At 60.9% G+C, this 19,578-nt stretch carries 16 protein-coding genes and 1 pseudogene; 11 read left to right on the top strand and 6 right to left on the bottom strand.

All coding sequences use genetic code 11. The features are described 5' to 3' along the window. Positions 1–15 precede the first annotated feature (15 nt). The 3 genes from JZX88_RS23110 to JZX88_RS23100 are packed head-to-tail and all read left to right on the top strand — an operon-like array spanning position 16 to position 3,777. Positions 16–846: an N-formylglutamate amidohydrolase gene (locus tag JZX88_RS23110; protein ID WP_206914876.1), complete on the top strand. Its 831-nt coding sequence runs from the start codon at positions 16–18 to the stop codon at positions 844–846. Continuing rightward, entirely contained in the window at positions 843–2,720 is a 1,878-nt protein-coding gene (locus JZX88_RS23105; RefSeq protein ID WP_206914875.1) for a flavohemoglobin expression-modulating QEGLA motif protein, read from the top strand. Before JZX88_RS23110 ends, JZX88_RS23105 begins: the two co-directional genes overlap by 4 nt. Positions 2,721–2,730: 10 nt before the next feature. Further along, on the top strand, positions 2,731–3,777 hold the full coding sequence (locus JZX88_RS23100; RefSeq protein WP_206914874.1) for a glutathione synthase: 1,047 nt from the start codon (positions 2,731–2,733) through the stop codon (positions 3,775–3,777). Between the two features lie 2 nt (positions 3,778–3,779). Here the strand turns inward: JZX88_RS23100 and JZX88_RS23095 are convergent, their stop codons facing one another. Both JZX88_RS23095 and JZX88_RS23090 read right to left on the bottom strand, forming a co-directional pair. Then, positions 3,780–4,802, bottom strand: a complete 1,023-nt coding sequence (locus JZX88_RS23095) for an NAD-dependent epimerase (RefSeq protein WP_206914873.1) — start codon at positions 4,800–4,802, stop codon at positions 3,780–3,782. A gap of 85 nt (positions 4,803–4,887) precedes the next feature. Then, a complete protein-coding gene (locus tag JZX88_RS23090) occupies positions 4,888–6,219 on the bottom strand; it encodes a UDP-glucose/GDP-mannose dehydrogenase family protein (RefSeq protein ID WP_174032880.1) in 1,332 nt (443 codons plus the stop codon). A 381-nt stretch (positions 6,220–6,600) separates the two neighbouring features. Between JZX88_RS23090 and JZX88_RS23085 the strand changes: the two genes are divergently transcribed. Next, the gene (locus tag JZX88_RS23085; RefSeq protein ID WP_065116377.1) at positions 6,601–7,488 is read left to right on the top strand and encodes a DMT family transporter; all 888 of its coding nucleotides are present in this window, start codon (positions 6,601–6,603) and stop codon (positions 7,486–7,488) included. 104 nt (positions 7,489–7,592) lie between these two features. Next, entirely contained in the window at positions 7,593–8,573 is a 981-nt protein-coding gene (locus tag JZX88_RS23080) for a glutathione S-transferase family protein (RefSeq protein WP_206914872.1), read from the top strand. A gap of 12 nt (positions 8,574–8,585) precedes the next feature. On the opposite strand, the gene JZX88_RS23075 is transcribed toward JZX88_RS23080, so the two are convergent. Continuing rightward, entirely contained in the window at positions 8,586–9,488 is a 903-nt protein-coding gene (locus JZX88_RS23075) for a LysR family transcriptional regulator (RefSeq protein ID WP_206914871.1), read from the bottom strand. Between the two features lie 201 nt (positions 9,489–9,689). On the opposite strand from JZX88_RS23075, the gene JZX88_RS23070 reads away from it, so the two are divergent. The 4 genes and pseudogenes from JZX88_RS23070 (at position 9,690) to JZX88_RS23060 (ending at position 13,209) form a co-directional block, all read left to right on the top strand. Continuing rightward, positions 9,690–11,219 (top strand): aldehyde dehydrogenase family protein, encoded by a 1,530-nt coding sequence (locus tag JZX88_RS23070; protein WP_077768042.1) that lies wholly within the window; start codon positions 9,690–9,692, stop codon positions 11,217–11,219. Positions 11,220–11,482: 263 nt separating this feature from the next. Continuing rightward, positions 11,483–11,584: pseudogene (locus tag JZX88_RS26470) on the top strand (sulfonate ABC transporter substrate-binding protein); the annotation flags it as partial. Positions 11,585–11,599: 15 nt separating this feature from the next. Next, positions 11,600–12,379: an ABC transporter permease subunit gene (locus JZX88_RS23065; protein WP_206914870.1), complete on the top strand. Its 780-nt coding sequence runs from the start codon at positions 11,600–11,602 to the stop codon at positions 12,377–12,379. Between the two features lie 8 nt (positions 12,380–12,387). After that, positions 12,388–13,209 (top strand): ABC transporter ATP-binding protein, encoded by an 822-nt coding sequence (locus JZX88_RS23060; protein ID WP_206914869.1) that lies wholly within the window; start codon positions 12,388–12,390, stop codon positions 13,207–13,209. A gap of 40 nt (positions 13,210–13,249) precedes the next feature. On the opposite strand, the gene putA is transcribed toward JZX88_RS23060, so the two are convergent. Continuing rightward, positions 13,250–16,924 (bottom strand): trifunctional transcriptional regulator/proline dehydrogenase/L-glutamate gamma-semialdehyde dehydrogenase, encoded by a 3,675-nt coding sequence (putA, locus tag JZX88_RS23055; RefSeq protein ID WP_206914868.1) that lies wholly within the window; start codon positions 16,922–16,924, stop codon positions 13,250–13,252. A gap of 175 nt (positions 16,925–17,099) precedes the next feature. Between putA and JZX88_RS23050 the strand changes: the two genes are divergently transcribed. Beyond that, a complete protein-coding gene (locus JZX88_RS23050; RefSeq protein WP_003522526.1) occupies positions 17,100–17,570 on the top strand; it encodes an Lrp/AsnC ligand binding domain-containing protein in 471 nt (156 codons plus the stop codon). A gap of 248 nt (positions 17,571–17,818) precedes the next feature. On the opposite strand, the gene JZX88_RS23045 is transcribed toward JZX88_RS23050, so the two are convergent. Then, a complete protein-coding gene (locus JZX88_RS23045) occupies positions 17,819–18,385 on the bottom strand; it encodes an RNA polymerase sigma factor (protein ID WP_003508744.1) in 567 nt (188 codons plus the stop codon). After that, entirely contained in the window at positions 18,385–18,591 is a 207-nt protein-coding gene (locus JZX88_RS23040) for a NepR family anti-sigma factor (protein WP_065116384.1), read from the bottom strand. Before JZX88_RS23040 ends, JZX88_RS23045 begins: the two co-directional genes overlap by 1 nt. 138 nt (positions 18,592–18,729) lie before the next feature. Here JZX88_RS23040 and JZX88_RS23035 point away from each other — a divergent pair, with 138 nt between their 5' ends. Beyond that, complete coding sequence (locus JZX88_RS23035; protein ID WP_065116385.1) at positions 18,730–19,524, top strand: response regulator; 795 nt, start codon at positions 18,730–18,732, stop codon at positions 19,522–19,524. Positions 19,525–19,578: the final 54 nt, after the last annotated feature.

The following is a 19,578-nucleotide window of genomic DNA, read 5'->3' as shown; positions in this document are numbered from 1 at the left end:
TGCAGGGGAGGCGGCATGACAGCCAGACAGAGCGGCGGTGAATACACAGGCAACGATGAACACAGGGGTTTCTGGTCGATCGACTTCGGCCATTCGCCCGTTGTCGGAACGGCCATTCACGACGGTCATTTCATCCGCCCCGACATAGCCGGCCGCATGGCTCTATCCGCCGACGAACGGCTGCGGGAGGAAGACCCCTTTACCGGACAGATGATCGCGGGGCTGACGAACCGTCTCGTCGTTCACCATTCCCGTTTCGAAATCGATCTCAACCGTGCCGCCGATCAGGCGGTCTATCTGAAGCCGGAACAATCCTGGGGGCTTGAGGTCTGGAAGGAGGAGCCATCGCGAGAGGCGGTCCGGCAATCGCTTGATTTTCATGCGGATTATTACGCGATGCTTGAAGCGGTTCTTTCAGCTGTCGAGCGGCGGCACGGCGCTTTCGTGGTGCTGGATGTGCACAGCTACAATCATCGCCGGCAGGGCGCTGCCGCGCCGCCGACGGCACAGGCGGAGGCGCCCGACATCAATATCGGCACCTTTTCCATGGATCGCAGCCGCTGGGGCGATATTGTGAGCGCGGTCGGGCGCTATTTCGCCTCGGCGACCATCGGCGGACGCCGTCTCGATGTTCGCGAGAATGTCGCCTTTCAGGGCAAGGGTGAGCAGACCCGTTTCATCCATGAGCGCTTTGCCGAAAATGGCTGCGCCATTGCGATTGAGTTCAAGAAATTCTTCATGGACGAATGGACGGGAGAGCCGGATATGCGGGTGATCGCGGATATCGGCGATACGATCGCAGCCCTTCAGCCGGTTCTCGAAGAATGCCTGAGGTCGCGGCGATGAGCGTTTCCTCCGCTCGCAGCGCACCTGCCCCCCTTGCCGATCTGGTGGATGATGTCGTGTCCTGCCTGGCGTCGGGCAAGGCGATCCGCCGTGATCTCGGAAAGGACGGCCGGCTGCATATCGACCGGCCATTGCCGTTCCTCTGTCTGCATCTGACCGGCGGCACGAAAGATCTCGCCGCGCGCGATATCGCCGCTGCCCATGCCTCCTATCTCATCGCTTCCACCATTCAGGAGGCCGCACCGCTGATCGAGGCGGTTGGCGCTGCCATGCGGCAGCGTTTCGGCGCCTTCATCGTTCTCGATATCGGCGAGCTGGAACACGATATCCTGCTGGCGGACGACTCGCCTTTCCTTCCACATTATGAGGTTTCCGTTTCGGCGACCTTGGAACCGGAAACGCAGAAAGCACGACGGATCTTCATCAAGGCGGTCTGCGATGCCGAAGTGCGCTTTCGCACGCCGCGCATCACCCGGCCGGAGCCGGAATCTGATCCGATCCTCAGGTTTCAGAATACCGGTCTGGATTTCCCCTGCATCAGCGTGCGGTTTGCGCCGATCTATCGCCAGCCGGAATCCGGTGCCGATTATCCCGGTCTGCGCGAGACGATGATCGCCGATCTTTTCGATGCGGGTCTGCAGGCCTTCTCGTCCTTCTCTTCCGGTATGGATGCGCTGAAGGTCACCAGCCACCGGGCGCTTGGCCGCAAAGCCTTTGTCGACGCCGTCAGACGCGCTGACCGGTCGATCGACGACATTGTCTCATCCTTCGATTTTCTTTTGTCCGTCACGCCCATCAACGCCCGCCGGGCCTTCGAGGAATTTCGCGACGGCGGCTTCCAGTTCGCGCCCCGCCTGCTTTACCGACCGCTCGGCGTCGATGTCGAGGAGCAGAAACGCAAGCTCTATTCCGTCGTTTTCGATCATCTGGAAGATCCCGTGCTCTATCATCTCTACCGGGAAAAACAGCAGGAAATCGACCTGCAGCTGACGATGCTCGCGAACCTGCATCATCGCACCTTCACCGATTTTTCGCGTGCCTTGTACGGTGCGGTCGAACCGGCGCTCCTGGCACTGGCGCTTCGTGTGCTTGCGGATTGCCCGCGCAGGGAGGAGGGCGACGAAATCGCCATGGTCGATTGTTACGCCGTCGCCAAGAAGTCGCGGGAGATGGTCGAGACCTATCTTGCGGAAGACCCGGAGTTCAAGGCGCGCGTCGAAATCCGCGACGACCTGCCGCCGGGCCTGATGGTGACGGGCGAGAAGCTTTTGATCTCCCGCCACACCGTCATGGAACAGCGCCGTGTGGAGGCGCTGCTGTCGCATGAGATCGGCGTGCATCTTCTTACCTATTTCAACGGTTCGTTTCAGGGGCTGCGCCTCTTCCGCACCGGCCTTTCCGGTTACGAAGGCGTGCAGGAGGGGCTGGCGGTGCTGGCGGAACATCTGGCCGGCGGCATGACGCGGGAGCGCCTGCGGCTGATCGCCGGTCGCGTTATCGGCTGCGCCGCCATGCTGGATGGGGCAAGCTTCGTGGAGACCTTCCGCACCATGACCCGCGATCACGGTTTCGATGAGGCCGGGGCCTTCAACATGGTGCTGCGCATCTATCGCGGCGGCGGTCTTTCCAAAGACGCGATCTATCTGCGCGGGCTGGCTGAAGTGCTGGACCATCTGCGCAGGGGCGGGGCGCTCGATCCGTTCTGGATGGGCAAGATCGCCGCCGCCCATTTCCCGGTGATGCAGGAGCTTGCCCTGCGCGGCCTGCTTCGCCCGCCGGGCGTCAGACCCGCATTCCTGCTGTCCGCCAAGGCCAATGAGCGGTTGGAAAAAATACGGGCGGGATTATCCATTGCCGAACTGGCGACATTATAGGAGGGGCTTCATGCGTATCGCATTTTTCGTCAATTCCATCGAAACCGAGGGGCCGAACTACGCCACCGGCCTGCTGGCCATGGCCGCACTCAATCGCGGCCATGAGGTGGTCTATCTGACGCCCGGCGATTTCACTTTACGCTCGGACGACAGCCTGACCATTCATGCCACCGTGCTGCCGAAGGGTAAAATCAAGAAAGGAGAGACGTTCCATTCCACGCTTCAGGACAAGGCGCTGGAGCGGCGCACCATGGATGTCGAGGAAATCGATGCGCTGATGCTGCGCAACGACCCCTCACTCGACCAGACGACGCGGCCATGGGCGGTGCATGCCGGCATCCTGTTCGGGCGGCTTGCCGAACAGCGTGGCGTCGTGGTGCTGAACGATCCCGAAGGTCTGGCGCTGGCGCAGAACAAGCTCTATTTCCAGAGCTTTCCCGAAATTGTCCGCCCGACCACGATCATTTCGCGCAATGTCGAGGAAATCCGCGCCTTTGCCGATGCGCACCCCAAGGGTGTCATCGTCAAGCCGCTACAGGGCTCCGGCGGCAAGAATGTCTTCAAGATCGGTTCCAGCAAGGAGACCAATCTCAACCAGATTTTCGAGGCGGTGAGCCTTGAGGGATATCTGATCGCGCAGGCCTATCTGCCGGCCGCCAAGGATGGCGATATCCGCTTCTTCATGATGAATGGCCGCCCGTTGATGCGTGAAGGCAAATATGCCGCCCTTCGCCGCGTGCCGGCCAAGGGCGATCTGCGCTCAAACATCCATGCCAAAGGCACCGCCGAGGCCGTGAAGGTGACGGACGAGATCGTAGCGCTTGCCGAAATGGTGCGACCGAAGCTGGTGGAGGACGGCATGTTCCTCGTCGGGCTCGATATCGTCGGCGACAAGATACTGGAGGTGAACGTGTTTTCGCCGGGCGGACTTTCCAATATCCGCGATCTTACCGAGATGGATTTCAGCGACACGATCATCGAGGCCGTGGAAACCAAGATCACCATGCAGAGCGCTTCCGGCGGCACCATATCCAACCGGCTACTAGCGACGCTATGAGGTTATTCCCGTAATTCGGCCGGGTGCATCTCGCGATACCAGGCGACGAGGGCCTTGATGCCCTCCTCGACCGGGGTTTGCGGCACGTAACCGGTGAGGGCTCTCAGCAGATCCGGCGAGGCGAAGGTGCGGGGCACATCGCCCTGCTGCATCGGCAACATGTTGCGGATCGCCGGTTTCCCGACCGCCTTTTCGACCGTCTCGACGAAATGCATCAGTTCCACCGGCTGGCCGCCGCCAATATTGACCACGCGGAAGGGCGCGTGGTGCGAGAGCGTGTCGGTGACGCCTTCCTGCGTGACGCGGTTTTCCTCGGAAGGGATGACCGCGCTCAGCCGGACGATGCCTTCCACGAGATCATCGATATAGGTGAAATCGCGGCTCATATTGCCTTGCCCGTAAATATCGATCGGTCGGCCGTTGGAAACGGCGTCGACGAATTTGATCGGCGCCATGTCCGGCCGTCCCCATGGACCGTAGACCGTGAAGAAACGGAAGGCCGTGGTGGGCAGCTTGTGCAGATGGGCATAGCTGTGCGCCATCAGCTCCATCGATTTTTTGGTGGCGGCATAAAGCGTCATCGGCTCGTCGGCCTTATCGCTCTCCGCGAAGGGTATTTTCTCGTTGGCGCCGTAGATGGAGGAGGTGGACGCCAGCATCAGGTGCTTGACCTCAAGGCTTCTGGCGAGCTCCAGCATGTTGAACGAGCCGATGAGATTGGAATCGATATAGGCGCGCGGATTTTCAAGGCTGTAACGGACACCCGCCTGTGCGGCGAGGTGGATGATGATCTCAGGTTCGGCGGCCTCAGCCGCGCGCTTCAGCGCATCCGTATCTTCCAGCATACCGATTTCGGCCCGGAAACCGTTGGAGCGGGAAAGAAGGGCGTGGCGTTTTTCTTTCAGGCTGACATCGTAATATTTCGTCATGCCGTCGAAGCCGGTCACGAAATGGCCGGAATCCAGCAGCCGCTTTGCGACGTAAAAGCCGATGAAGCCAGCCGTGCCGGTAACCAGATAACGCATGATGATTATATCCCGAATCCGTTGGTGCGTTTGCGGTCTGACCGAAGCGCAAAAAACCTTTTAATGAAATTGCGAAGCGAAACCCTTAAGCGTCGTTGCCGGAACCGCCTTCGTGCGGGCGACCGACCGCGGCATAGATGAAGCCATGCGCGGCGACCTCATCCGTGCGGTAGATATTGCGCAGGTCCACCAGAACAGGGCTTTTCATGATTGCCTTCAGGCGCGGCAGGTCGAGTGCGCGGAACTGGTTCCATTCCGTCACGATCACCACGGCGTCGGCGTCTTCCGCCGCTTCGTAGGGGCCGGCCGCGTATTCGATGTCTTCCATCAGATGGCGGGCATTCGCCATGCCTTCCGGATCATAACCCACCACTTTCGCGCCGCCGTCCTGCAGGGTCTGGATGATGGCGATTGCCGGGCTGTCGCGCATGTCGTCGGTATTCGGCTTGAAGGTGAGGCCAAGCACGGCGATCTTCTTGCCGCGCACATCGCCACCCACGGCGTTGATGACCTTGCGGCCCATGGCGCGTTTGCGGTTGTCGTTGATGGCGATGGTGGTCTCGATCAGCCGCACCGGCGCATCATAGTCCTGCGCGGTCTTGGCAAGTGCCAGCGTGTCCTTCGGGAAACAGGAGCCGCCATAACCGGGGCCGGCGTGCAGGAATTTCGAACCGATGCGGCCATCCAGCCCGATGCCGCGCGAAACATCCTGCACATTGGCGCCGACCTTTTCGCACAGGTCCGCCATTTCGTTGATGAAGGTGATCTTCATCGCCAGAAAGGCATTGGCGGCATATTTGATCAGTTCGGAAGCACGCCTCGTCGTGAAGAGCAGCGGCGACTGATTGAGGTAAAGCGGGCGGTAAACCTCGGTCATGACGGGGCGGGCGCGCTCGTCCGAAAGGCCGACGACGATGCGGTCCGGCCGCTTGAAATCTTCGATGGCGGCGCCTTCGCGCAGGAATTCCGGGTTGGAAACGACGGCGAAATCGGCCGAGGGGTTTTCCTCGTGGATGATGCGTTCCACCTCGTCGCCAGTGCCGACGGGAACGGTGGATTTGGTGACGATGACGGTGAAACCATCAAGCGCATGGGCGATTTCCTTCGCCGCCGCATAGACATAACCGAGATCGGCATGGCCATCGCCGCGCCGCGAGGGCGTGCCGACCGCGATGAAGACGACATCGGCATTGGCAACGGCTGCGGAAAGGTCTGTGGTGAAGCTCAGCCGGCCGGCCTTGGCATTGTTGGCGACGATGACATCGAGACCAGGCTCGAAGATCGGGATATGGCCGTTTTTCAGGGCTTCGATCTTCTCCGGCATCTTGTCGACGCAGACCACGTCATGGCCGAAATCCGCAAAACACGCGCCGGACACGAGGCCGACATAACCCGAACCGATCATCACAATCCGCATTCTTTTTCCTTTCGGTTAGCGAGGCCATGTTAACGCGGCAATACCGGCCGGGGAAATCGGCGGGCGAAAAACACACGATAATATTTAGCCGCCTTCATGCCCGTCGCCAAGCGCCACGATCAACACCGGCTAACCTCTTTCCATGACGGGGATGTGATGGCCGTGGCGGGACAAATTTGCCGCACCTTGCAGCCATTTGCACCGGTCGTGTTCAATCGGGCCATTTTGCGGTTTTTCCGGCTTGCACTCATAGGTAGCCGGGTCTAGCCATAGGGTGAGGATCAAATCTGCCAGACTGTCTGTCCCACAAAGGGGCGTCCGGGTCGCGTTTAACGCGGCCGGGAGAAGCTTTGCGTTGCGGTCGGTGTTCGGGGAAGTCAAATGCAAAAGGGTTTTCTGCTCGGTCTGTTCGCTTATGCGACCTTTTCCATGGGCGATGCCACCATCAAGTCGCTTGGATCGCAGATCAGCGTTTTCGAAATCGGCTTCTTCAGCATCCTCTTCTCCGGCATCTTCATCTTCTTCAGCAAGCCGCGTGAGGAAAGGTGGCGTGAATTCTGGCGCATGAGCCGGCCCTTCGCCGTGCACGGGCGCGCGATCTCCGGCCTTTTCGCGGGTATTTTCGGCATCTATGCCTTCACCACCATTCCGCTGGCGGAAGCCTATGCGCTGATCTTCCTGTCGCCGCTCTTCGTCACCGTCCTTTCCGCCGTGGTGCTGAAGGAGAATATCGGCCCATGGCGCTGGGCGGCGGTTCTGGCGGGCATCGTCGGTGTCATCCTCGTCGTGCGGCCGGGCTTCAAGACGCTGGAACTCGGGCATTTCGCCGCCATCGGCGTTGCGTTCCTGGCAGCGATGACCATCGTTTTGCTGCGCTCGCTTGCGGGCAAGGAAAAGCGCACCTCGATCATGGGCGTGCTGCTGATCTACGGCCTCACCTTCAATGGTATCGCCGCCATTCCCGATTTCGTCATGCCCAACCTGCATCAGCTATTGGCCTTCGCCTTCATCGGCCTTTGCACGGCAACGGGGCAGATCACCCTTCTGGTCGCCACCCGCATCGCGCCGGCAAGCCAGATCGCGCCGTCGCATTATTCGCAAATCCTCTGGGCCGTGGCGATTGGCATGGCCTTTTTCCACGAATATCCGGATGCGGTCGCCGTGCTTGGCCTGGCCGTCATCGCCGCATCGGGACTGCTGACGATGATCCGCGAAAAGGTGAGGCTGGGCACCGTGCGCTGGAACCCGTTTTTCCGCAATCGCCTCTGAATTCACCCTTGATCGGAAACAGTGCGTCAACCGAAGCGCGGCTTGTGAAGCGGCGGCAACCCGGCCCATAAGGCTTTCATCTTTAGATGAACGGGGAGCCGCAAATGCTCGTGGATGGAAAATGGACCGCCGAATGGCATCCGGTGCAGGCGACCGACAGGAAGGGTGGCTTCGTCCGTCAGACCTCCGGCTTCCGCAACTGGGTAACGCCTGACGGTTCGGCGGGGCCGACGGGTGCGGGCGGTTTTGCGGCCGAAAGCGGCCGCTATCATCTTTACGTCGCGCTGATCTGCCCCTGGGCATCGCGCACGCTGATCGGCCGAAAGCTGAAGAAGCTGGAAGAGGTGATTTCCGTTTCCGTTGTCGAGCCGGCGCTTTCCGACGAGGGCTGGAAATTCGGCGACTATCCGGGCTCGGATCGCGATACGCTCAACGGCTTCACCTATATGCATGAGGTCTATACCAGCGCGGATCCCCATTATACCGGCCGCGCCACCGTGCCCGTGCTTTGGGACAAAAAGACGAAAACTATCGTCAACAACGAATCCGCCGATATTCTGCGCATGTTGAATTCCGGTTTCGGCGATCTGGCCGACAATAGCCTGGACCTGTATCCAGAAGCGCTGCGGGATGAGATCGATGCTCTCAATGATCGCATCTATCCGCGCCTCAACAACGGCGTTTACAGAACCGGTTTCGCCACCACGCAGGTTGCTTATGAAGAGGCCTTCGCCGATGTGTTCGAAACACTTCAGGAACTCGAAAAGCGCCTGGTCTCAGGCGGGCCTTTCCTGTTCGGCGATCTGCTGACCGAAACGGATGTTCGGCTTTTCGTGACGCTGGTTCGTTTCGATGCCGCCTATTACGGCCTGTTCAAATGCAATCTTCGCCGTATCGCCGATTATCCTGCGCTGCAGGCCTATGTGATGCGGGTGCTGAACATTTCGGGCGTGCGAGACACGGTCAATATCGACCATATCAAACGCGGTTATTATTCCATCAAGGCGCTCAATCCGGCTCGGATCGTGCCGGTCGGCCCCGATCTTCCGGGACTTGACGATGTTTCCCTCCGCCCTTCGAACTGAGCGGATGATGGATTATACCGGTTTGCCGACCTGATCGAGCAGCCAGGCCTGAAAAGCGCGGGCCAGCGCGTTGTCCTGCCGTCCTTCCGGCAGGGCGACGTAATAGCTCTTGTCAGTCTGCAGGGGAATGTCGAAGACGATTTCGAGGCGGCCGGAGGCGATCTCCGCCTCGATGAGATATTTCGGCAGAAGGGCAAAGCCGATGCCGCTTGCGGCGGCCTCGATGATCATCGAGAACTGGTCGAAACGGCTGCCCTGATAGGCATTCTCCGCCGTTACCCCGTTCATCTCCAGCCATTCCGTCCATAGCTTTGGCCGCGTTGTGACATGCAGCAGCGACTGTCCGGCCAGATCCTGTACGCCGCTCACGCCGGCGCGGCTGAGCAGGGCCGGGCTGGCGACGGGGACAATCACCTCGTTGCACAAAAACGTGCAGGTGCCATGCGCCCAGACCGGCTGGCCATAATGAATGGCGAGATCGAAACCTTCTTCGTCAAAATCGAACGGATGGGAGCGCGAGCCGATGGTGATCGTCATGTCGGGGTTGGCATCGATGAAGCGGTGGAGGCGCGGCATCAGCCAGCGGCTGCCGAATGTCGGCAATGTCGCGACGGAAAGCGATGCGTGCGATGTTCCGGCCGACACCGCGCGCACCATCAGCTGCTCGGATTGCTGCAACAGGCGCCGCACATCCGGCAGGAATTTGCGCCCCGCCTCCGAAAGCACGACCCGCCTGCGGATGCGCTCGAACAGCTGCATTCCTGTCTGTGCTTCCAGTTCGCCGATCTGCCGGCTCACCGCGCTCTGCGTGAGGTTGAGTTCTTCCGCCGCACGCGTAAAATTGCCATGCCGTGCCGCGCATTCGAACGCCTGCAGGGTGACGATGTCAGGGACCAGTCTTCTGCGCGGATCCATTCCATTCTCGCATCAACTTACCCGCTTTCCTCATTGGAAAAGGGTCATTATGGCCATATATGATTACGGGAAAGAATGGAACGGTGCAAAACGCCAGTTTCACATAACGAATGACAAATTCGGGGAAAGACGAGTGACGGGAGTTGAAAGCGCCGTATCGAAACGGCCTTTCCTCCCCTTTCAACCAAAAGGACCATGGACATGGATGCGACCACGAAGCTTGACGTGAAACAGGAAGCCGCCGCCCTGCTCGACAGGATGGGCGTTGCCCGTGATCTTTATACCGGTGGCGATATGGCGTCCTTCAGCCCGGTGACGGGTGAGCAGGTAGCCAGTCTCAAGACCGTTTCGGTTGAAGGTGTCGCAGCCGTGGTCGACCGGGCCGATGCCGCCTTCAAGCAGTGGCGCAACGTGCCGGCACCCCGTCGTGGTGAGTTGATCCGGCTGCTCGGCGAAGAGCTGCGCGCCTTCAAGGCCGATCTCGGCCGTCTCGTGTCGCTGGAAGCGGGCAAGATCCCGTCCGAGGGTCTCGGCGAGGTGCAGGAAATGATCGACATCTGCGATTTCGCCGTCGGTCTTTCCCGCCAGCTTTATGGCCTCACCATCGCCACCGAACGTCCCGGCCACCGCATGATGGAGACCTGGCATCCGCTCGGCGTCGTCGGCGTCATCTCGGCCTTCAACTTCCCCGTCGCCGTCTGGTCGTGGAATGCAGCGCTCGCCATCGTCTGCGGCAATTCGGTGGTCTGGAAGCCTTCGGAAAAGACGCCGCTGACGGCGCTTGCCGTTCAGGGCATCTTCGAACGCGCCGCCGCCCGTTTCGGCGACGCGCCGGAAGGTCTGTCCCAGCTGCTGATCGGTGATCGCGCCGTGGGTGAAGCTCTGGTGGACAATCCCAAGGTGCCGCTCGTCTCGGCCACCGGCTCCACCCGCATGGGCCGCGATGTCGGCCCGCGTCTGGCGAAACGTTTTGCCCGCGCCATTCTGGAACTCGGCGGCAATAATGCCGGCATCGTCTGCCCTTCCGCCGATCTCGACATGGCGCTGCGCGCCATCGCCTTCGGCGCCATGGGCACGGCCGGCCAGCGCTGCACCACGCTTCGCCGTCTCTTCGTGCATGACAGCGTTTACGACCAGCTCGTGCCGCGCCTGAAAAAGGCCTATGCCTCCGTCTCCGTCGGCAACCCGCTGGAAACATCGGCCCTTGTCGGCCCGCTGGTCGACAAGGCGGCTTTCGATGGCATGCAGAAGGCGCTCGAAGCGGCGAAAGCCCATGACGGCGTGGTGAATGGCGGCGGCCGCGTGGATACCGGCGCGGCGGATGCCTATTATGTGAAGCCCGCTCTGGTCGAAATGCCGAAGCAGGTTGGCCCTGTGCTGGAAGAGACCTTCGCGCCGATCCTCTACGTCATGAAATATAGCGATCTCGATCAGGCAATCGACGCCCATAACGCCGTCGCCGCCGGCCTTTCGTCGTCGATCTTCACCCGCGACATTCAGGAATCGGAACGGTTCCTGTCGTCGGAAGGCTCCGATTGCGGCATTGCCAATGTCAATATCGGCACCTCTGGCGCGGAGATCGGCGGTGCTTTCGGCGGTGAGAAGGAAACCGGTGGCGGCCGTGAGTCCGGTTCGGATGCGTGGAAGGCCTATATGCGCCGCGCCACCAACACGGTCAATTATTCCAAGGCTCTGCCGCTGGCGCAGGGCGTTTCCTTCGATATCGAATAATCGCCCCGCCAATCGCATCGGCGATAGAGAAATTGATCCATCATGCCGGCGCGGCGTCATCCGCGCCGGCATTTCCATGCGATGGCTCAGGCGGGAACGTTCACGACGATTTGCGGAAAAGATGCATTTGCGCGAAATTTTATTCCCGCAACATTGCTCACATTGAATTATCGTCTCTCTATCGTTTTAATAGAAAAACCTAGCATTGCTCCATATCGCAGGCTGGCCAGAGGGGCTGGTGACAAGGAGATGAAATGCCAGCCATCACCCGCCAGCAGGAAACCGCCGATCGCTTTTATGGTCTCGGCCTGATCCCGAAACAGATCAGCATCAAGGATGCCGTCTGGCCGGGCACGACGAACTGAGCCGGAGGAAACGTCGTGAGCACCACAAAGCGCATCGGGATTGACGGAGCCACGGGCTGGCTGCTCCCCGCATTCATTCTTGCAGGCTGGGAGGCGGCGGCGCGTGCCGGTCTGATTTCCGCCAATGTGCTGCCGGCCCCTTCCGCCGTCGCGGAAGCCTTCTGGCGACTTCTGCTCTCGGGGGAGCTTGTCGCCAATATCGGCGTCAGTTCCGCCCGCGCACTGGCTGGTTTCGCTATCGGCGGTTCCATCGGCTTCATCTTCGGGCTGGCCAATGGCCTCTCGAAATTCTCCCGCAGTTTCACCGACACGACGCTGCAGATGATCCGCAACATTCCGCATCTGGCGCTTATTCCGCTGGTCATCCTCTGGTTCGGCATCGATGAGGAGGCGAAGCTTTTCCTCGTCGCGCTCGGGGTGTTTTTCCCGATTTACATCAACACGCTGCTCGGCATTCAGGGTGTCGATCCGCAACTGGTGGAAATGGGCCGCACCTATGGCATGTCGCCCTTCACGCTGTTCCGGCGGGTCATCCTGCCCGGCGCGCTGCCGGCCATTTTCACCGGCCTGCGGTATGCGCTCGGCATCATGTGGCTGACGCTCATCGTGGCCGAAACCATCTCTTCCTCGTCCGGCCTCGGCTATATGGCCATGCAGGCGCGTGAGTTCCTGCTGATCGACGTCGTGGTTCTGTCGATCCTCATCTATGCGCTTCTCGGCAAGCTGGCCGACAGTTTCGCCCGCTTCCTCGAAAGCATCTTCCTGCAATGGCATCCAGCCTTCAAGAAAGTCTGAGGTAACCCATGTCGACCGGCAATGTGACGACGCTGAGACGCCCGGATGCCTCGCCATCCCTCCCGTCGCAGGGGAAAATCGAACAAGGCGAGAAAACGACCGAAGGCAAGGTCGCCTTCAGCTTCCGCAATGTGGTGAAGAGCTTCGGCGACAAACCGGTTCTGCGCGGCATCGATCTCGATGTGCGGGAAGGCGAGTTTCTGGCCATCATCGGCAAGAGCGGCTGTGGCAAGAGCACGCTTTTACGTATTCTGGCCGGCCTCGACACGCCGACGACCGGAACCGTCTCGAAGGATGTATCGAGCCGCACCCGCATGATGTTTCAGGAGCCGCGCCTTCTGCCGTGGGAGCGTATCGCGAGCAACGTCTCCGTGGGGCTGACCGGCATCGCCAAGGGCGAGGCGGCGCAGGAACAGGCGCTTGCCATTCTCGACGAGGTGGGACTGAAGGACCGGGCTGGCGAATGGCCCTATGTGCTCTCCGGCGGCCAGAAACAGCGCGTGGCCCTGGCGCGCGCGCTGGTGGCCCATCCGCAGATTCTGGCGCTGGACGAACCGCTTGGCGCGCTCGATGCGCTCACCCGCATTGAAATGCAGCTTCTGCTGGAACGTATCTGGCGCAAGCAGAAATTCACCGCCGTTCTCGTCACCCATGACGTCTCGGAGGCCGTGGCGCTTGCGGATCGCATTGTCGTCATCGATGAAGGGCGCATCGCGCTCGATCTCGATGTGAAACTGCCGCGTCCGCGCCGTCATGGCACGGCGGAATTCGCAAGGCTGGAAGAGCAGGTTCTGAACCAGCTCTTCGGCCGTGGCGACAGCAACGGATGAGGCATGAACCGGCAGGGCCGAGACCCCGCCGGAACCTGTTTTAACCAATGCTCATCAGGCTGGCATTGCCGCCGGCGGCCGTGGTGTTGACGCTGACGGAGACTTCTTCGACCAGCCAGTCGAGATTATAGGGCTGGCTTTCCCCGGAAAGCACTTCCGTCGTCGCGGCCTGAACGAGAACCAGCGGGCCGGGCAGGGCGGCGATCTTTTTATTGACGGCCACGATACGCTCCGCATCGCCCTCGACCAGCGCGCCGGCGAAGGGACCGGACTTCGACCAGTCATCCGCCCAGACGATGCGAGAGGTCACGGTTGCCGGCAAGCCATAGATCGACTTTTCCAGTCCCGAAGCATTGTCGATGACAACAGCGTTTCCGGTCGCGAGCGCTGCCGCAAGCTGGCGGTAAAGCCCCTGTTCGGTCGCCGGAACCAGCAGAACCTTTCCACGCGGATGCAGCGCATAGACATTGCGCTCGCCGACGGGACCCGCCAGCTCGGTTTCGAAGCCGAGGCCGGAAAGAACTGCCGTCTGTCGTGCGGCTTCGGCCGCAACGGTTTCGCCGTTTTCATCCAGCCAGCGGGCAAGATCGACCGCGGCCTGATCCTGCTGGCTCGCAACCCGGTCTATCTTTGGGGCAACCTGTGTCATGCGGCCGAGATAGAGCGGACCGCCGGCCTTGGGGCCGGTGCCGGAAAGGCCGCGTCCGCCAAAGGGCTGCACGCCGACGACCGCGCCGATGATGTTGCGGTTCACATAAAGATTGCCGGCCGCGACGCGTGACAGCACATGCTGGATCGTATCGTCAAGACGGGTATGCAGGCCGAAGGTCAGGCCGTAACCGGTGGCGTTGATCTCATCGATCAGCCGGTCGAGATTGTCGCGCTTGAAGCGGATGACGTGCAGCACCGGACCGAAGACTTCGCGTTTCAGATCGGCGAGCGATTTCATCTCGATGATGGTCGGCGGCACGAAGGTGCCCTTGCCGGTTTCGCCGGCAAGCGTGATCTGTTCGATGCGATGGCCGAGCCCGCGCATGCCCTCGATGTGCTTTTCGATGATGCCCTTCGCCTCGGCGGTAATGACGGGGCCGACATCGACGGAAAGCCTGTCGGTGCGGCCGATGCGCAATTCATGCAGCGCGCCTTTCAGCATGGTCAGCGTGCGGTCCGCCACATCTTCCTGCAGGCAGAGGATGCGCAATGCCGAGCAGCGCTGGCCGGCGCTGTCGAAAGCGGATGCGATGACATCGGCGACGACCTGCTCGGCAAGTGCGGAGGAATCGACGATCATGGCGTTCTGGCCGCCGGTTTCGGCAATCAGCGGCACCGGCTGGCCATTGGCGAGAACCCGGCCGGCAAGCTGGCCCTGAATGAGCCGCGCCACTTCCGTCGAGCCCGTGAACATCACACCGGCTGTAAGGGCTGAGCCAACAAGTGCGGCACCCGTCTTGCCGTCGCCCGGCAGAAGCTGCACGGCATCCTGCTGAACGCCGGCCTCATGCAGCAGGCGCACGCCCTGCGCCGCGATCAGCGGCGTTTCTTCGGCGGGTTTTGCCAGAACCGGATTGCCGGCAACCAGCGCCGCCGTCACCTGACCGATGAAGATGGCGAGCGGGAAATTCCATGGGCTGATGCAGACGACCGGGCCGAGCGGGGTTTCTCCGGTCTTGAAGTTCCTGCGGGCTTCCGCCGCGTAATAACGCAGGAAGTCGATGGCCTCGCGCACCTCGGCAATGGCGTTCGGCATGGATTTTCCCGCCTCGCGCATGATGAGGCCGAGCAGGGCGGGCATTTCCGCCTGCATGGCGTCAGCGGCCCGCTCCAGGCAGGCGGCGCGTTCTTCCACCGGGGTGGAGGGCCAGCTTGAGGCCGCTGCCCGCTGCATGGCCGTTTCGACATCGTCTTCAGTCGGCTCGCTCACATGGCCGACGATATCATTGTGGTCGCCGGGGTTGAGAACCGGGCGCGTGTTGCCACCTGCCTGCGGTGCCGACGCTTTCCACTCCGTCGCAGCACCAGCCTTCAGGGTTTTGTCCAATGCGGCGAGCGTCGTTTCGCTGGAAAGATCGAGGCCAGCGGAATTTTTCCGTTCCGGGCCGAACAGGCCTTCGGGTGCGGCGATGCGGTCGTGACGCGCGCCGGGTACGGTATAGGCCTTGACCACGACGACCGGGTCTTCCAGCAGCGAATCCACCGGCACGGCGGGATCGGCAATGCGGTTGACGAAGGAAGAGTTCGCACCGTTTTCCAGCAGGCGGCGGACGAGATAGGCCAGCAGCGTCTCATGGGTGCCGACGGGAGCGTAGAAACGGCACGGCCGGTCAAGCTTCTTCTTGCCGACGACTTCGCTGTAAAGCGGTTCGCCCATGCCATGCAGGCACTGGAACTCATAGTCGCCGAGTTTGAAGCCGGGGCCGGCGAGATGGTAGATCGTCGCCATGGATTGCGCGTTATGGGTCGCAAATTGCGGGAAGACCAGATCGCGCGCGTCGAGCAGCTTGCGGGCGCAGGCAATGTAGGAAACATCGGTGTGCACCTTGCGGGTGAAGACCGGGAAGTCTTCCAGCCCCTCCACCTGCGCGCGCTTGATTTCAGCATCCCAATAGGCGCCCTTGACGAGACGCACCATGATGCGGCGGCCCGAGCGACGGGCGAGATCGATGATGTAATCCAGAACGAAGGGGCAGCGGCGGCCATAGGCCTGCACCACGAAACCGAGGCCGTTCCAGCCGGCGAGGTCCCTGTCTAGCGCCAGCTCCTCCAGAAGATCGAGCGACAGTTCCAGCCGGTCGGCTTCTTCCGCATCGATGTTGAGGCCGATATCGTATTTCTTGCTGAGCAGCATCAGCGATTTGACGCGCGGCAGAAGCTCCGCCATCACGCGCTCAGCCTGCGCGCGGGCGTAACGCGGATGCAGCGCCGAAAGCTTGATGGAAATGCCCGGGCCGCCATAGATGCCACGGCCGGCAGACGCCTTGCCGATGGCGTGGATGGCGTTTTCGTAGTCCTTGTAATAACGCTCCGCATCCTTGGCGGTGGTCGCGGCTTCGCCCAGCATGTCGTAGGAATATTGGAAGCCTTGCTCTTCCAGTGGCTTCGAACGCTTGATCGCCTCGCCGATTGTTTCGCCGGTCACGAATTGCTCGCCCATCATGCGCATGGCCATATCGACGCCACGGCGGATGACGGGTTCGCCGGCGCGGGCGATCAGCTTGGTCAGCGCCGCCGAAAGGCCGCTGTCATTGACCGTCGAGGTCAGCTTGCCGGTGATGACGAGGCCCCAGGTGGCGGCGTTGACGAAGAGCGAGCGCCCGCCGCCAATATGGGACTTCCAGTCACCGCGCGCGATCTTGTCGCGGATCAGCGCATCGCGGGTGGCGGTGTCGGGAATGCGCAGCAGCGCTTCGGCAAGGCACATCAGCGCCACGCCCTCATGGCTGGAAAGCGAATATTCCTGCACCAGCCCTTCGACGCCGGTGCCCCTGGTCTTGGCGCGCAGAGCCTCGATCAGTTTGCGGGCGGTGTCGCGAATGGCTTTCGCCTCCTCAGCCGTCACCGTCGCCGCCTCGATCAGCGGCGCCAGGCATTCTTCCTCCGGGCGGCGATAGGCGGCGGTGATCGCCTTGCGCAGCAGGCTCTGCTCGCGCACCGGCGGCGCAAAATTCTGGAAGATACCGTTCGCCACTACACCGGCGTTGCTTGCACCATCGGCCATTCTGAAAATCCTGAAAACGCTGTTGAAGACAGACCTTCGGCGGCCGCGTGTCCTCCGCCCGCCGCTTGTCATCCTGTGGCAGACAATATCATCACCGCAGAAATTGCTATGGCCCTATTTTCAGGATAAAACAGGCAATATGAACTTTTATTTTTGAGATATGGCGTAAAATCGCATGGCTAATAGTCAAAAAACAGATGATTTGGATCACTTCGATCTCAAGATCCTCGAGGCGCTGAGCGAAGACGGGCGCATGTCCGTGCTGCAGCTTTCGAAAAGGGTCGGCCTTTCCAAGACGCCCTGCCAGACACGGCTGAAGCGGCTGGTGGATGAGGGCTATATTCTCGGCTTCCGCGCCATGCTCAATCCGCAGAAGCTCGGTGTCGATCACATCGCCTTCGCCGAGGTAAAGCTTTCCGATACGCGCGAAAAGGCGCTGGAGGAGTTCAACGCGGCGGTGCGCAAGATCAAGGAGGTGGAGGAGTGCCACATGATCGCCGGCGCCTTCGATTATCTCCTGAAGGTGCGCACCAGCGATATCCGCAAGTACCGAAGGGTGCTCGGTGAGAAGATCTCGAGCCTGCCATCGGTCGCAAATACCTCCACCTTCGTGGTCATGCAATCGGTCAAGGAAACGGGTATCTGAAGGGGTAACACGGAGACAGTGGTTGGCGCGCGCTCGCCGTATCATCCGCACACCGTCACCCCGAACTAGATCCGGGGTCCAGTGCGATCAAGTCATTGATCGCGAGAGAGTCCTTTCACGGCGCAGACGCGCCGTGGCTGGATACCGGATCAAGTCCGGCATGACGGAGGAGAGGTTTGCGGCCTTTGTCATCGTTTTAACGGGCAGACGCAGGCCTGCCCGTTCGCCACTGTTCGAATTCAGCGCTCTCAGCGCGCCGTGGCGGCGGCGGTGACCGCGCTCATCTGCGCGTCCGGACCGAATTCGTTTTCGTTTTCGATGCCGAGCAATTCCTGCAGGCGCAGTCTTGCGCGGCTGACGCGGCTCTTGATCGTGCCGACAGGGCAACCGCAAATCTCGGCGGCTTCCTCATAGGCAAAACCCGAGGCGCCGATCAGCAGGATCGCTTCCCGCTGGTCATCCGGCAGCTTTGCGAGCGCGGCGCGGAAATCCTGAAGGTCCACGGAACCATGCTGTTCCGGCGGCACTGAAAGGCGCGACGTATAGACCCCATCCGTATCCTGCACTTCACGTCCCGACTTGCGGATCTGGCTGTAGAATTCGTTGCGCAGGATTGTCACCAGCCATGCCCGCATATTGGTGCCCGGCTGGTAGCTGTCCTGTTTCGCCCATGCCTTCATGATCGTGTCCTGCACGAGGTCGTCGGCACGGTCCCGCGAGCGGATGAGCGAAATCGCGAAGGCGCGCAGGTTCGGCAGCGCCGCCAGCATTTCCCGCTTGAAATTGTATTCTGTCTGCTCCGGCTCTTTCGCCATCATTCCTCCGAAGCCTTCATTTTGGCTTTGCTTTCGGCTTCATCGAGTTTTTCGAGAAGGTCGAGGAATTTGTCAGGGATGCCTTCATCCTGAACGGCATCATAAAGCTCCCTGAGCTTGCGGGAAATCACCGCCCGCCCGGAGTGCGGAACCTGGGGGGCGGCCGAATTATCCGGCTGGTCTTGGTCCGATTGAAATATGCTCATAACGTCCGGTATTCCTTTTGTGTCGTGGCAAAGAATGCGCGGTGAAAAAAATAGTTCCGGCGGCCCGGAACTTTTTTTGCGATGCGCACGTTGCTATCTTGGGTTTGCGTTGCAGACCGCATGAAAGGGGAGAATTCCATGTCAGTTTCTACACGCATCGCACCGCACCTGCCATATCTGCGCAGGTTCGCGCGTGCCGTTTGCGGCTCACAATCCACGGGCGATGCCTATGTTGCGGCAACACTCGAAGCTCTGATCGCCGATATCAGCATCTTCCCGCAGACAACCAGCGATCGCGTTTCGCTCTATCAATTGTTCGTATCGATCTTTAGTTCCGTCACGATCAATATTAAGGCCGACGAAAACCTGTCGGGATGGGAAAAGCGCGCTTCCGCGAACCTCTCCGCCGTGCCGCCGCTTGCCCGTCAGGCCTTCCTGCTGACGACGGTCGAGGAATTCACGCCTTCGGAGGCCGCTGAGGTTCTGAAAGTGTCGGAAGACCAGGTCGGCGGACTGATCGACGAAGCGGCTTCCGAAATCGCCCGCCAGGTCGCGACCGATATCATGATCATCGAGGATGAACCCCTCATCGCCATGGATATCGAACAGATGGTCACCGATCTCGGCCACCGTGTCACGGGCATCGCCCGCACGCATACCGAGGCGCTCGACCTTTTCCACCGCACCCAGCCGAAAATGATCCTTGCCGATATTCAGCTTGCGGACGGCAGTTCCGGTCTCGACGCGATGAAGGACATCCTGCAGATGACCACCCTCCCGGTCATCTTCATCACGGCCTTCCCCGAGCGTCTTTTGACGGGCGAGCGGCCCGAGCCGACATTCCTTGTGACGAAACCCTTCAATCCGGACATGGTGAAAGCGCTTATCAGCCAGGCCCTGTTTTTCAACGAAAGCTCTCGCGTCGCAGCGTGAAATTTGCCGAAACTGCGGGCGGGCCGGGAACCAGTACGGTCCCCGGGCGTTGGC

Source organism: Agrobacterium sp. OT33 (assembly GCF_017313365.1).
GTDB classification, from domain to species: Bacteria; Pseudomonadota; Alphaproteobacteria; order Rhizobiales; family Rhizobiaceae; genus Agrobacterium; species Agrobacterium rhizogenes_A.
The sequence above is the reverse complement of the archived record's forward strand: the minus strand, read 5'-3'. Positions and strand labels throughout refer to the sequence as shown.

Bases quoted from the DNA above. Each gene is read 5' to 3' on its own strand.
- JZX88_RS23110 (WP_206914876.1), top strand. From the start codon at position 16: ATGACAGCCAGACAGAGCGGCGGTGAATACACAGGCAACGATGAACAC.
- JZX88_RS23105 (WP_206914875.1), top strand. From the start codon at position 843: ATGAGCGTTTCCTCCGCTCGCAGCGCACCTGCCCCCCTTGCCGATCTG.
- JZX88_RS23100 (WP_206914874.1), top strand. From the start codon at position 2,731: ATGCGTATCGCATTTTTCGTCAATTCCATCGAAACCGAGGGGCCGAAC.
- JZX88_RS23095 (WP_206914873.1), bottom strand. From the start codon at position 4,802: ATGCGTTATCTGGTTACCGGCACGGCTGGCTTCATCGGCTTTTACGTC.
- JZX88_RS23090 (WP_174032880.1), bottom strand. From the start codon at position 6,219: ATGCGGATTGTGATGATCGGTTCGGGTTATGTCGGCCTCGTGTCCGGC.
- JZX88_RS23085 (WP_065116377.1), top strand. From the start codon at position 6,601: ATGCAAAAGGGTTTTCTGCTCGGTCTGTTCGCTTATGCGACCTTTTCC.
- JZX88_RS23080 (WP_206914872.1), top strand. From the start codon at position 7,593: ATGCTCGTGGATGGAAAATGGACCGCCGAATGGCATCCGGTGCAGGCG.
- JZX88_RS23075 (WP_206914871.1), bottom strand. From the start codon at position 9,488: ATGGATCCGCGCAGAAGACTGGTCCCTGACATCGTCACCCTGCAGGCG.
- JZX88_RS23070 (WP_077768042.1), top strand. From the start codon at position 9,690: ATGGATGCGACCACGAAGCTTGACGTGAAACAGGAAGCCGCCGCCCTG.
- JZX88_RS23060 (WP_206914869.1), top strand. From the start codon at position 12,388: ATGTCGACCGGCAATGTGACGACGCTGAGACGCCCGGATGCCTCGCCA.
- putA (WP_206914868.1), bottom strand. From the start codon at position 16,924: ATGGCCGATGGTGCAAGCAACGCCGGTGTAGTGGCGAACGGTATCTTC.
- JZX88_RS23050 (WP_003522526.1), top strand. From the start codon at position 17,100: ATGGCTAATAGTCAAAAAACAGATGATTTGGATCACTTCGATCTCAAG.
- JZX88_RS23045 (WP_003508744.1), bottom strand. From the start codon at position 18,385: ATGGCGAAAGAGCCGGAGCAGACAGAATACAATTTCAAGCGGGAAATG.
- JZX88_RS23040 (WP_065116384.1), bottom strand. From the start codon at position 18,591: ATGAGCATATTTCAATCGGACCAAGACCAGCCGGATAATTCGGCCGCC.
- JZX88_RS23035 (WP_065116385.1), top strand. From the start codon at position 18,730: ATGTCAGTTTCTACACGCATCGCACCGCACCTGCCATATCTGCGCAGG.